Here is a 14015-nt window from a genome sequence, read left to right as displayed (position 1 = left end):
CAGACGGAGGAACCTCACCCCTGATCCCCCGTCATCCCGTCAGAAAGAGGCGCGAAGGCCAAGGAAGAAGCGACGGCCCGAATAAGCAAGCTCGCTCATGCGGATATCGCCCGCCGTCGTCCGTTCCGCGGTTCCGGTAAGGTTTTTGCCTTCAACGAAAAGCTCCAGCTTGTCGACCGGACCCAATTCAAAAGTGTAACCCACCCGCGCATCCAGATAGCCTGAGGCGTCACGGAACACGGGATTCCCGGACCGATCGGCCGGAGTCAGCAGATATTTGCTGCGCCAGTTATAAGCCAATCGCGCCGCAATGCCGTATTTTTCATAATAGCCGATAACATTATAGCTGTGCTTGGACAGATAGGGATAGGGAAGCTGCCCCCCGGTAAGCTGATCGATCAGATCCACATTGGAACTGTCCGAAAATGTATAGTTGGCGATGACACCAAAGCCGTCGAGCGGCGACGGCAGGAATGTGAACGCCGTCTGCCCGGAAACTTCAAAGCCCTTCTGCGTCGCTCCCTCGCCGTTGATCGGCATGTTCACATCATAGAGTTTGCCGTCGCCAAAGAAATTGACGTTGCGCTGCAGCGTCTGGGAAAGAATGAAGCTTTTGATATTCTTCTGATAATAGCCGACCGAAAAAGCCGTATCGCGGTTGGGGAACCACCCGATATTGAGGTCGAATTGATCCGCCCGATAGGGTTTCAGATACGGATTGCCCGCCGAGCAACCATCATTGATGTCATCGTCCTGCCCTTCGGTGGTGACATCGATCAGGCAATTTGCATTGGGCGCCAGATCGTTGAAGCGCGGACGCGCCATAACCTTCGACCAATTGCCCCGCAGCAAGATCGTCGGCGTCACTTCCAGCGCGGCGTTAACCGCGGGCAGCCAGTCCCAATAATCATTTTTGAGCGATATGATGCGCGTACCGACCGTCCGGGTTCTTATGATGGAAGGATCGACCGGGTCATTATAAAGTTCGCGCAACAGATAGGAACCGGTGGCCGTGTCGGCCGTGTGAACGACCCGCAGCCCGGTGTTGGCGTGGAGCGGCATTCCGAACAGGGAAGATTCGATGTTCACCTTGAAATAGCCGGCGGCGATCTTTTCTTTCACATCATAAGCCGGCGGCTGACGATAGCCCGCGCAAACCTGTACACAGCTATGGTCAAATCCGGAGGTATCGAAAAAGCCGGACAGGTCATTGAAGGTGGGCGCCAGCCATTTATCGGGCACACCCGATCGGTCATATCCGGGCTGATTGTAAAAGCTTCCCGGCGTCATCTGCGTGTTCGCAGCCAGAAATGCCTGCAGTGTCGCCGGGGTCCACAGCGGCGCGACCGGGTCGGAAAGATCGTCCTGCGCGCCGTCGGTCCGGGCAATAATTGTCAGATTGGCCGAAGGCACTTCAAAGGTCGTGCCGTCCGCATTGAGCGCGAGATACCCGCCGCCGCCATAGCTGAGCGCGGTCGCTTTGCGATATTGCGCGCCCCATTCGAGCCTGTCGAGAAAGGGAACCCCGGTTTCATAGTCGAAATCCAGCTTCAGCTGGTCCTCGGTGGCATAAAGCTCGGTCGGCCGCCAGTCGAGACGGGGGCCTCGCGCCGGGAGGAAAGCGCCCTGGTAATAGGATGCCACATTATTGGGATCGAAACCGTCGGTGAATTTGAAACTTGGCGTTCCATCGTCGGGATCGAGGGTAATCTCCACATTCGAAGGCGACCCATGCAGAACCACACGGTTGGTATCGCCAAAAGTCTTCGACTTCGACGTTACGCCAAGCCCTTCGATCTGGAGCGGACCCAGATCCCATTCAAAACCGCCCTTCCAATAGGTCGAACTCTGAAAATAGGCGAAGTCCCGCTTTTCCGTATTGAAGATCGATCCGGCCCCGGCCGTGGCAGCGCCATTGGTGACGGTGGGCGCGGTGGTCAGGCCGATGACATTCCCCCGGTCGTCGACAGTTACCGGCTTGGTCAAATCATAGCGCGAGGTGGCTGTAAGATCGAAAACCCAATTGTAATCGATCAGATTGTTGTCGCGCTCATTATATTGCAGGCCGCCCCACACGCGGAAATTATCGGCAACCTCCGCCTGCACCATGGCATCCAGCGAAAGGCGCTTGTCGTGGCGGATCCATTGGCCATAACGCGGAATGCGTGGTGAAAAGTCGTAAAACTGGACCTGGCAGTCCGCCCGCGTTGCCCCCGCATCGCCGGTTGTCGGAACCGCATTACATCCCGCCAGCGTGCTGATATGGTCGAAGTTCGAATTACTGGTATTCTTGACACCATCGCGATTGAGATCACCCAGGCGCACCCACTCGGTATTGCGGATAAAATCGCCGCGGGTATCGTTGCGATCATAGGTTGCATTGACGATGACACCAACCCGGTCATCAAGAAACTTGGTTCCCGCCACCAGCGTGGCGCGGGGTTTCCAGCCGCCGACCGTATCGACATGCTGCATCGCGCCCGAAACCACCAGCAAATCATCCCGCAGCTCAAGCGGCTTGCGGGTCTGGATGGAGACGGTCCCGCCAACGCCACCCTCGGTCAGGTCGACGGTATAGCCTTTGTAGACATCGACCGTCTTGATCAGCTCTGACGCCAGTTCGCGAAAATCATTGCCGCGTCCTCCCTGCCCCAGCGTCGTCGCGCCGTTCACTTCCACGCGATTCAAATCGGGTTCGACGCCGCGGATCGAGACTTGCACCCCTTCGCCGAAATCGCGGGTCAGCTGCACGCCGGTCACGCGCGAAAGAGACTCGCCGATATTTTTGTCGGGAAACTTGGCCACATCTTCAGCCACGATCGACTCAACGGTGGTACCGGCATTTTTCTTGCGATCGATTGCCGATGCGAGCGACTGGCGGATACCGCTGACGATGATCGCGTTGTCCGACGGTTGCGCAGCCGCCGAAGCGGGTTGAGACCTATCCTCTTGATCCGCGGCCGAATCGGCAGTCTGCGCCATCGCAGCGGTCGCTGAAATGGCCAGAACCATCATCGAAGAAGTGGCAAAAGCTCTCGATAAAACACTGTAATTCATATTTCCCCTCCCCCCTTTCGGGTCTGCGTTTCCGCACCGGGTTTGGACCCCGTTACATCTCGCTACTGTGCTTTTGCATATCGGCAACGCATGGCCTTGCCAACCAAAATTTTCAGCTATAGGACTATAGTACCACAATATGGGAGTTTGTGATGATGGGAGAGGCAGATCGGCGTAGCCGGATAATTGGCGCAGTGATGATAGCGCATTGCGCCCTGTCGTCGCCCGCAGGTGCCTGGGAAGCAGCCGGGCGCGCGTCAGTGGCCGTCCCGGCCACGGGCGGGGGAATGCTCGTAAATTGGCCCTATTCTCCCGGAACCAGCGTGTCGCTTCAACGGGACGGCATCCCCATTGCGACCTTGTCGGACCGCTCGACCTTCCACGACCCCGACGGCACGCCGCAATCCCGATATGCCATTTCGGTCGGCGACAGGCGGCCGGTGCCGGTCCCCATGTGGTCGCAAGGTTATTTGTCGATACCGCTGGACAAACCGGCCGCGCGGGCGACCCCGACAGGCGAAACCGATGGCTATCGCGCCAATGACGCTTCGGTAGGCGACCTTGATGGCGATGGCCGTCTGGACGTGATCGTCAAATGGGACCCCGAGATTTCGAAAGACAATGCCTTTGGGGGATATAGCGGCGAAACGATCCTCGACGCCTATACGCTGGAGGGCCAGAGGCTGTGGCGGATCGACCTCGGCCCGAACATCCGCTCGGGCGCCCATTATACGCAATTCATGGTCGCGGACTTCGACGGCGATGGCCGGGCCGAACTGATGGTAAAGACCGCCGATGGCACGGTGGATGGCACCGGCAAGGTCATCGGCGATCCGCATGCAGACTGGCGGGTGAAGGAAGGAAGCTTGCCGACCCGGGACCGGACGGGCTCCATTCGGGATAAAGACGGGCGCTTGATGGCCGAACTCGCCGGACGGATCTTGTCGGGTCCGGAATATCTGACCGTCTTCAACGGGGCAACGGGCGCGGCGCTTGCCACCGCACCCTATTCGCCGCCGCGCTGCACGAAATCGGAAACGACAATCTGCGGCGAACTGGCCACGCTCTGGGGCGATGGATATGGCAACCGCTCCGAACGATATCTTGCCGCCATTGCCTATCTGGATGGAAAGCTTCCAAGCGGCATTTTCGCGCGGGGCTATTATGCGCGCAGCGTGGTGGCCGCCTGGGACTGGCGCGACGGCAAGCTGACCCGGCGCTGGCTTTTCGACAGTAGCGCGCCGGGTAACGAGCGCTTTGCGGGGCAAGGCAATCACCAGATGTCGGTCGCCGATGTGGATGGAGACGGTCGGCAGGAGATTATTTATGGCTCCATGGCCCTCGATGATGACGGGAGCGGCTTGTGGTCAGCCGAACTCTACCACGGCGACGCCCTCCATGTCGGCGATCTCGACCCGATGCGCCCCGGACTGGAGCGCTTTGGGGTGCATGAAGAGATGCGGAACGGCAATATCGGCGCCGCCATGCTCGATGCGGCAACCGGGCAGATATTGTGGACGACCCATGCGGAAAAGGACACGGGCCGCGGCGTCGCCTTCGATATCGATCCGCGCTATCCGGGCGCAGAGGCTTGGGCCATCAATGACCCCCGCCTGTTCGACGCCCGGGGCAATGCGATCGGCGACACGCGCCCGCGGTCCGTCAATTTCGGAATATGGTGGGACGGCGACGCGCAGCGCGAACTCCTCGATGGAACCAGCATCTTCAAATGGGATTGGAAGGCCGGACGAGAAGAGCGGATTTTTACCGCGCAAGGAGCAGCGGCGAACAACGGGACCAAGGCAACGCCTGCGCTCTCCGCCGACATCATCGGCGACTGGCGCGAGGAGCTGCTGCTGCGGAACGAGAGCAGTAGCGAACTGCGCCTCTACACCACCCCTTATCCGACCGCGATCGCGCTTCCTCCGCTGATGCGCGATCCGCAATATCGGGTGGCGGTGGCCTGGCAGAATTCGAGCTATAACCAGCCGCCCCATCTGTCCTTCGACCTGGCCTCGCGCATTGCGGAGCGCGAGGCGGGGCAGTGATCCACGCCATGTCCGTGCCGGTGGTCAGCGCGCTTTCGCTACTGGCCACCCCGGCCCCGGACAGGGGCGAGACGGTCAGGACATTTCATCCGGACGCCGCGCGGCTCTACGACGGATCATCGGGATTCGAGCCCGATGATCGCGACAGCTTTTCCATCGCTGTGGCCGAGGGGAATTGGCGGGTATCGGTCACGCTCGGAAGCGCAGGCCATGCGGCGGTCACAACCGTCAAGACCGAAGCGCGGCGGCTGATGGTCGACCGGCTGGCAACGCGCCCGGGCGAATTCGTTCAGCGCGACTTTATCGTCAACGTCCGCACCCCTCTCCTCCCCCCGCCACCCGCCCATGCGCCCGGCGGAGCAAGGGTCGCGCTCAACCAGGGCGAACGCGACAGCCGGACCTGGGATGATCGTCTGACGCTCGAGTTTTCCGATGCCGCGAACGTCCGGCAAATCTCGATCGAGCGAGCCAATGTCCCGACCATCTATCTCGCCGGCGATTCGACCGTAACCGATCAGCCCTTCGAACCGGCGGCGAGTTGGGGGCAGATGCTGACGGCATTTGCTGGCCCCGACATCGCTATCGCCAACCACGCCGAATCGGGCGAGACGCTGAAATCCTTTCTGGCCGCCCGCCGTCTCGCGAAAATTCTTTCGACAATCCGGCCCGGCGATTATCTTTTCATCCAGTTCGGCCATAATGATCAGAAAGAGCAGTGGCCGCAAAGCTACGCCGACCCGCGATGGAGCTACCCCGCCTATCTGCGCGCCTATATCGCCGAAGCCAGGGCCCGCGGCGCGACCCCCATACTCGTCACCTCGCCGGAACGGCGAAATTTTGCCGCCGACGGAACAATAGCCGAAAGTTTGTCCGACTATGCCGAGGCGATGCGTCTGGTCGCGCATACCGACGACGTACCGCTGATCGACCTCAACGCCTACACGCGCCAGCTTTATGCAGAGCTTGGCGAAGAGCGCGCGGCGCATCTCTTTAACGACGCCGGCCGCGACCGCACCCATCACAACAATGCAGGCGCGTGGATTCTCGCGCGATATGTGGCGGATCGGTCGCGGGCCATTCCCCCCGGATTGGCGGCAGCATTCCCCTCCACCGCCCCGGCATCGCCTGCCTCCCTCTATCGCCAGGCCCTCGGCATAGCCGCCAGTTCGGCGCACAGTTCGCGGCGCCCGGCAGGAAATTGAGCGTTCCATTGCCTCGATTGACTCGATCCAGAATGCTAGATAATATGGGATCAGATTTCACATTATGGGCAGGGAGGACGGCGTGAAGCGGCATGCATTTCGGATGCAGTTAAAGCCGGGCATGCGTAGCGCATACCAGGCGGCGCACGATGCCATCTGGCCCGAACTTGCCGATTTGCTGCACGCCAGTGGCATCCGCGACTATTCGATCTTCCACGACGCCGACAGCAACGCCCTTTTCGCCATCCTGACCGTGGAAGGGGAAGATCGCCGCGCCGATCTGCCTGCCCATCCCGTGATGCAGCGTTGGTGGCAGGCCATGGCCCCGCTGATGGAAACCCATGCGGACAACCAGCCGCGCGAATGGCCGCTCGAGCAGGTATTCCACCTCGCATGAGGCTGCTCCGTTCCTCTGCCTGCCTCGCTGCGATCCTTGCTGCCTCCAGCCCCGTCGTATCGGCGCAGGAAGCAGCCGCGCCGCCCAATGTCGACGCCCCGATGCAGCAGTTCGGCCGCGTCGCCTTCGATGGTCGCTCGCTGTTCATCGACGGTCGGCGCACGATCATCTGGGGCAGCGAAATGCACTATTTCCGCCTGCCCAGTCCCGACCTCTGGCGGGACATTTTGCAGAAGATGAAAGCAAGCGGCTTCAACACCGTCGCGCTATATTTCTACTGGGGTTACCACAGCCCCAGTCCCGGCACCTATGATTTCAGCGGCATTCGCGATGTCGATCGCCTGCTGACAATGGCGCGGGAGGAAGGGCTTTACGTCATCACCCGCGCGGGTCCCTATGTGAATGCCGAACTCACCCGCGGTGGATATCCGGGCTGGCTGGTCAATCAGCGCGCACGCGCACGCACCGACAATCCGGAATATGAAGCGGCGGGAGACGAATGGCTGTCCCGGATCAACGCCATCATCGCGCGCCACCAGATCAATGGCGACGGCAAGGGGAATAGCGGCAGCGTGATCCTCCATCAGATCGAGAATGAGCTCGCTCTGACCACGCCGAAACAGCGGCGATATATGGATCACCTCTATGCAAAGGCGCGGGCCGACGGGATCACGGTGCCGATCTTTCACAATGATCAGGGCCGCAACGGATATTGGGTGCCCGAAAACAGCCCCATTGCCGAAACGGTCGCAGGACCGACCGACTTATATGCGTGGGACAGTTATCCCGGCGGCACGTGCACGGTGGCGGGCGAAGTCACCCGGGGGTCGCCCGCGCCGGACTTTGGCTATTATGGACCGGGCGGCGCCCGCGGCGGCTCCTCGGCTTCACCCAATACGCCCGGCTTCGCCGCCGAATTCGGTGGCGGCTGGTTCGATTATTGGGGGTCGAACGGCGGCTATGAATGCAACGCGATTCAGCGCGGTCGGCGTTACCAGCGGGTATTTTACGGCACCAATCTTGCCAACGGCATCGGCATCCAGAGCTTTTACATGGGATATGGCGGCACAAGCTGGGGATGGCTCCCCGCTCCTGTCGTCTTCACCAGCTATGATTATGGCGCCGCCATTTCCGAAGCGCGGACGATCCGTGACAAGGCAAAGGAGCTCAAGCAGCTCGGCGGCCTGATCGAAGCCGTGCCCGATCTGGCCGGCATGGTGCCCGCTGGCAAGCCAGCGACGTCCACCGACAAGATACGCCTCTATCATAATCGTCTTCCGGAAACCGACGCACGATTTCTGCTGGTGACCCAGAATCCGTCCAATGGCCGGGACGATCTGCGCTTTCATTTCACCCTCGACCTGCCCGGGGGGGCATATCGCATCCCCTCCCAAGGCGAGATGGAGCTGAACGGCTTCGATGCAAAATGGCTGATCGCCAACACCGCAATCGGCGGACAAAAGCTCGTCTATTCGACATCCGAACTCCAGACCGCCCTCAAGGTCGACGGGGACGATATTCTGCTGTTCTACGGCAGGAAGGGAGAGGCTGGCGAGACGGTTCTGCACTACTCCAGCGAACCACGGGTGCAGGTTTTGGAGGGGGAGGTCACCCACCGCTGGGATGCGGCTCGCGGCAACCTTGTCCTGCGCTACCCGCATTCAGGCCTCGCCCGCGTCGCCATCGAAAGCAGCGATCGCCCCAGAGCCGAACTGCTGATCGCTGACGAGGAAACCGGCTGGCAATTCTCGAAACAGGCAACCGCTGCGGGCGATATCCTTGTCCGGGGCCCCGAACTGGTTCGCCGCGCCATTGTCCGCAAAGCTTCGCTGGCCCTCGAAGGCGATACCGACAGCGCCTCTCCATTCGAAATCTGGCTTCCGGGGGCGGTGCGTAACGTCACCTGGAATGACAGGCCCGTTGCCCTGAAAAATGGAAGCGGTGGCAGCCGGGTCGCATCGCATCCCCTGCCCGGCCCCCAGCCCATCACCTTGCCACCCTTGCAGGATTGGCGCCGCATGAAGGGTTCACCCGAAAGCGCTGCCAACTTCGATGACAGCGCGTGGCAAACGGCCGAAGGCAAACGCTATTCCAGCACGACGGCGCGCCCCGATGGACAGCCCAATCTCCTGATGGACCCCTATGGTTTCCACGAAGGCGATGTCTGGTACCGGGGCCGGTTCGAAGGCTCTCCGGAAGCGGGACGCATCCGGCTCTATTATGGCGCCGGCGGCAGCGGAATGATCCAGGTCTATGTCGACGGCAAATTGGTGGGACAGGATGAACTCCCCGGCGGCCTGCCGCGTCCCATTACCACGGGCGTCGCCCAATTCGACCTGCCCGACGCGGCGCGAACCCCCGGCCAGCATGTCATCGCTGTCCTGCTCCGCAACAATGGCCACAACTGGAATCTGGAGGCCGATGATTTTCACAAGGAAGCGCGCGGCTTGGTCTCGGTGTCGATCGAGCAACCCGGCGGCCGAAGCTTTGCCGTGCCGGTTGACTGGAAACTCCATGGTCGCGGCGAGAAACTTCCTGACCCGGTCCGCGGCGTCCCCAATAATGGCGGATTGCACGGGGAATTTGCCGGCTGGCACTTGCCCGGTTTCGAAGACAAAGACTGGTCGCGCGCCTCGCTTCCCGATCAAAGCGTCGAGCCCGGTGTGACCTGGTATCGCACGCACTTCGCACTCGATCTTCCCCAGGACCAGGACGCGACAATCGGCGTCGCCTTTGGTGACGTGGACCAGCCACGCTCACCGGTCGCCTATCGCGCCACGCTGTTCGTCAATGGCTGGAACATGGGGCAATTTATCGCCCATGTGGGTCCGCAGCGGATTTTTCCGATCCCCCGCGGCATCCTCAATCATAATGGCCGGAATGTGATCGCGCTTGCCGTCATATCGGATGGCGCTGCTGGCAATGCGCTGGAGGCGGTCCGGCTTGTCACTCTCCACAATCGCCGCAGTGGCATCGACGTGCGGAACGTCGAGGCACCCCGCAAACCCGAGGAATTGATACGATGATGGTTGAACAAGCCGCTGGCCGCCAAGCCGCTGTCTCCGGCAGTCAGGGCATGGAACCGGACAATTGCACGACAGGGCCCGCAGATGCCGGTCACGAAGAAGATGACAGCATTTTGCGCGCGCCCAAGCGTGACTTCAGCCGCGGCGAGGTCGTTTCCACCATCAAGCGGCTGATGGAAAATCTGATCAATATCTCGGACGAGACGGGTGAGTTTCTGCTGCATCTGCCCGATGGCCGCATCATCGACACAAAGGGCTGGAAAGGGTGGGAATGGACCCATGGTATCGGCCTGTTCGGAATGTGGCGCTATTTCGAACAGACGGGCGACACGATGGCGCTCGACATTATCAAGCAATGGTTCGCCGATCGTCTGGCGGAAGGCACCCCGACAAAGAATATCAACACCGTCGCGCCCTTCATCACGCTTGCCTATCTTCACGAATATGAGCCCAATCCGGCGAACATCCCCTATCTGGAAACCTGGTGCGACTGGCTGCTCGCTCCGGACGGCCTACCCAAAACCGAGGACGGCGGCTTTCAGCATATTGTCTATAATGATGTGAACCCCGGCGAGCTGTGGGACGATACGCTGATGATGAGCGTCCTGCCGCTCGCCAAGATCGGCGTGCTTCTGGGCCGCCCCCATTATGTCGAGGAGGCCAAGCGGCAATTCCTCGTCCACATCAAATATCTCTTCGACAAGAAAACCGGGCTGTGGTTCCACGGGTGGAACTTCAACGGCAGGCATAATTTCGCCGAAGCCCTGTGGGCGCGCGGAAATTGCTGGGTTACCATCGCCATTCCGGAAATCATCGAAATACTCGACCTCCAGCCGGGCGATGCTTTCCGTTCCTACCTGATCGACACGCTCGAAGCGCAGGTGCGAACCTTGCGCGAGACACAGGATGAGAGCGGGCTGTGGCACACGCTGGTGATGGACCCGAGCAGCTATCTCGAAGCATCGGCCACTGCCGGTTTCGCCTATGGAATCCTCAAGGCGGTCCGCAAGGGCTATCTCCCGCGTGCTTATGAGGAAACGGGACTGCGCGCCGTCAAGGGCGTGATGGATCACATCAGCGACGACGGCGAGCTGGGACAGGTCAGCTTCGGCACGGCGATGGGCGACACGCTGCAATTCTACAAGGACATCGAGCTGACCTCCATGCCCTATGGACAGAGCCTCGCCATCTGCGCGCTCGGCGAATATCTGCGGACCTATATCTGATCGCGGGCCGGGAAGCGGCGAAGGTCAACGGGCCTTCGCCACCTCCACCGCATAAACATGCGTCGCGCCTTCGAAATTGCCGCGAAACACAATCCATTTGCCGTTGGGTGTGAACACCATATTCGGTTCCAGCCGGTAATCCTGCTTGCCCATGTCGACGAGCTTTTCCGCGTCCAGCACCCCGGGTTCGATCAGATCGGCGGCGTTGGGCGCGTGAATGTCGGCAACATCGGGGATGGCGCGCGGCGTAAAAAGATAGAGATATTTTCCGTCGGGCGCGTGGGCCACCATTTCGCTGTCGCCCCCGTCTCCGGAGAAATGCCGCAGATCGGGCGACTGGTTATAATGGACCGACCAATGGTTCCGGTCGACCTTGAACCAGTGCCGCTTGCCTGTCGCAAGCTCATATCCCGCCAGCCAGAACACCTCTCCGCGCGGCGTCTGCAGATCGTACCAGATGGTCTTTCCGTCGGGGGAGAAAAACTCATGCCCCGCAATTTCCATGTTCATCATGCGCTTGTGAACCAGCGTCTTTCCACTACCGTCGGTGCGGATGGTCCAGATGCGGTCGACCTCGTGCCAGGGGCCTTCATGGCAATATAGGATCTGGTGCGGATCGGTGGGGGAAAATTGGATGTGGTTCAGCCAGTCGTCGGATGCGACCACCACCTTGCGCTCTCCGGTGCGCAGGTCGATGGTGAATATTTCCATCGGCAACCGCGCGTGCAGGCGGTCGTGAAGGCGGCGCTCCTTGGCCTCGGCATAAGTATAGGGCGTTCCATCGGGGCGCGTCGCGCTATAGTCATTTTCTCCGGGGCGCTGGGCGAGGGCAGGCTGGCCCGGCAAACGCTGCGTCCCGTCGGGATTGAGCCTATAGTCGGTCAGCGTCACCTGGCCCAGCAGCAGCGTTTCATCGGCGTTGATCGAGCCTATGGTTCCGCCCGATATGCGGGCGACAAGCCGCTTTTTGCCGCTGTCTATATCCACCGCATGTATCTCGCTGGCTCCGCCGGCGTCGTCGCGCGCGCGCGATGTGTAATAGGCGGTGCGCGTCCTGCGGCCCGTGAACAGCAAGGTGATATTCTCGCCCTTGACCAGCGGGGTCATTTCCCACGTACCGACCGTCACCACGGCAATAGCGCCGGGCAATTGCACGACCATCTTGTCGCCTTCGGGGGTAAAGCTGTTCTGGTGAAAATAAAGGCTCGTCGTGCCGGGCGTCGTGCTGATACGCACCAGCTTGTGCCCGGTGGCCGCGTCCACCCAGGATGGCGGGGAAGCCGCAAGCGCGCCCGGCGCCATGACCGTGCCCGTCAACAAGGCGACCGCGGCAAACGCTGCTCTGAAACATTTCATCGGCCCACTCCCTCCCATCGCCCCATCGCATTTTAGCGACTTGCGAATTTCATATTGTATGATACGCTCCCACAATATGGCGCGATAGACGCAATAAGGCAAGCCACCGCTCGCCGTCAGGGAGAATGGAAAAAAATGGCCACAGCGAGCCCCCCCACCCCACAGTCGACGACGATCGCAGGGGCACGCCCCGTGCGCCTGATCAATTTTCTCGCCTATGGGTCGAACGACATCCTGGGCGCCGGTTCCATGGCAGTTATCTCATCCTGGGTCCTGATCTTCTACACCCAGTTCTGCGGTCTTTCGGCGACCCAGGCTGCGATGATCTTTGCCATCGCGCGACTGATCGATTCCGTTGCCTCGCCGCTTATCGGTCATATTACCGATCATTTCGGTTCGACATGGCTGGGCCGCCGCTTCGGGCGGCGCCGTTTCTTCATTCTTGCAGCCATTCCCCTGTTGCCAAGCTTCGCGCTCATGTGGCTGCCGGGTCAGACCTTCTGGTACTATCTCGTCAGCTATGTTCTGTTCGAACTCGTCTACGCGATGGAGATCATTCCGTACGAAACATTGGCTGCCGAAATGGCAAGTGACTACAAAACAAAGGCAAAATTTGCCGGTTTCCGCATCCTGTTCGCGCAGGCTTCGGCTATTCTGGCGGGGTTTTTACCGTTGTGGCTGATCGATTATCTGGGGCGCGATAGTGCGGACACCTTCTTTTATATGGGGATTGTTTTCGCGGGGCTGTTCATGCTGGCGGTCACCTTTCTCTATCTTTTCAGCTGGGAGCGGCACCATCCCGTCATGGCGAAGAAAGAGGGGCCGGGCGAAGGGCTCGGCAGCGTTCTGAAGGGGCTGTTTCGCAACCTTGCTTCGACGATGCGGATACGGGCGTTCCGGCTGCACCTCGGCATGTATCTGGGCGGCTATATCAGCCAGGACATCTTCAATGCCGCCTTCACCTTCTTTGTGGTCTTTGCGCTGGCCGGTTCGACCGCGATCGCGGGCGCGCTGCTCGGGACAATGTATATGGTGCAATTTGTGGCGGTGATCATTGCGATCAACCTCGCCCTGCGAAAATCGCCCGCCCTCGCCTACCAGATCGCCGCCGCCTGTTTCGCAGGCGGCGTGATCATGCTGCTTTATTATTGGTCGCAGGGTGTGACGGCGACGAGCGCGCTCATCTATATCGTCATCGGTCTTGCCGGTCTCGGTCGCGGCGCGCTGAACTATATTCCCTGGGCGACCTATAATTATATGGCCGACGTCGACGAGGCGGTGACGGGTTTGCGCCGGGAAGGCAGTTTCGCCGGGGTGATGACGTTCGTCCGCAAGGCGACCCAGGCCGTGGCCGTGGCCGGGGTCGGCGCGCTGATGGAAATGGGAGGCTTCATATCCGGCCAGGAACAGCAGAGTGCAGGGGCCGTGCAAACCCTCGCCTGGATTCTGGGCATAGGGGTGCTGACGGTGCTCGCCTTTGGCGTGATCGTCTCGATGCGCTTCCGGCTCGACCCGCACACCCACGCCATTCTGATGCACGAGATCGAGCATTTGCGCACCGGCGCAACCACGCCCACCAGCGCCGAAAGCGGGCGATTGCTCGAAGATCTCACCGGATGGCGCTATGATCAGCTTTGGGGCCGCAACCCCGTCGCGGTTCAATCCCGGTGATGCAGAAGCGACGTTGCTGCGGACCGCGGAAG

At 60.6% G+C, this 14015-nt stretch carries 8 protein-coding genes; 6 read left to right on the top strand and 2 right to left on the bottom strand.

What is annotated here, in order from left to right; genetic code table 11:
- Window positions 1–39: 39 nt before the first annotated feature.
- On the bottom strand, window positions 40–3015 hold the full coding sequence (locus JV18_RS0100235) for a TonB-dependent receptor (protein ID WP_052071631.1): 2976 nt from the start codon (window positions 3013–3015) through the stop codon (window positions 40–42).
- A 365-nt stretch (window positions 3016–3380) separates the two neighbouring features.
- Between JV18_RS0100235 and JV18_RS0100230 the strand changes: the two genes are divergently transcribed.
- From JV18_RS0100230 to bglB, 5 genes are all read left to right on the top strand, one after another.
- Window positions 3381–5105, top strand: coding sequence for a rhamnogalacturonan lyase (locus tag JV18_RS0100230; protein WP_443027751.1), 1725 nt, complete (start codon window positions 3381–3383; stop codon window positions 5103–5105).
- A complete protein-coding gene (locus tag JV18_RS0100225; protein ID WP_235302682.1) occupies window positions 5102–6307 on the top strand; it encodes a rhamnogalacturonan acetylesterase in 1206 nt (401 codons plus the stop codon). The genes JV18_RS0100230 and JV18_RS0100225 overlap by 4 nt, the downstream gene beginning before the upstream one ends.
- 64 nt (window positions 6308–6371) lie before the next feature.
- A complete protein-coding gene (locus JV18_RS0100220) occupies window positions 6372–6704 on the top strand; it encodes an L-rhamnose mutarotase (RefSeq protein ID WP_033072906.1) in 333 nt (110 codons plus the stop codon).
- A complete protein-coding gene (locus tag JV18_RS0100215) occupies window positions 6701–9730 on the top strand; it encodes a beta-galactosidase (protein WP_033072905.1) in 3030 nt (1009 codons plus the stop codon). The genes JV18_RS0100220 and JV18_RS0100215 overlap by 4 nt, the downstream gene beginning before the upstream one ends.
- Before the next feature lie 173 nt (window positions 9731–9903).
- Complete coding sequence (gene bglB, locus JV18_RS0100210; RefSeq protein WP_052071654.1) at window positions 9904–10956, top strand: beta-galactosidase BglB; 1053 nt, start codon at window positions 9904–9906, stop codon at window positions 10954–10956.
- 24 nt (window positions 10957–10980) lie between these two features.
- Here bglB and JV18_RS0100205 read toward each other — a convergent pair whose 3' ends face one another.
- Entirely contained in the window at window positions 10981–12312 is a 1332-nt protein-coding gene (locus JV18_RS0100205; RefSeq protein ID WP_033072904.1) for an oligogalacturonate lyase family protein, read from the bottom strand.
- A 135-nt stretch (window positions 12313–12447) separates the two neighbouring features.
- On the opposite strand from JV18_RS0100205, the gene JV18_RS0100200 reads away from it, so the two are divergent.
- Window positions 12448–13983, top strand: coding sequence for an MFS transporter (locus tag JV18_RS0100200; RefSeq protein ID WP_052071630.1), 1536 nt, complete (start codon window positions 12448–12450; stop codon window positions 13981–13983).
- The last annotated feature ends 32 nt before the right edge of the window (window positions 13984–14015 follow it).

The organism is Sphingopyxis sp. MWB1, from assembly GCF_000763945.1.
Taxonomy (GTDB): Bacteria; Pseudomonadota; Alphaproteobacteria; order Sphingomonadales; family Sphingomonadaceae; genus Sphingopyxis.
This window is presented reverse-complemented; position numbering and strand designations above follow the sequence as displayed.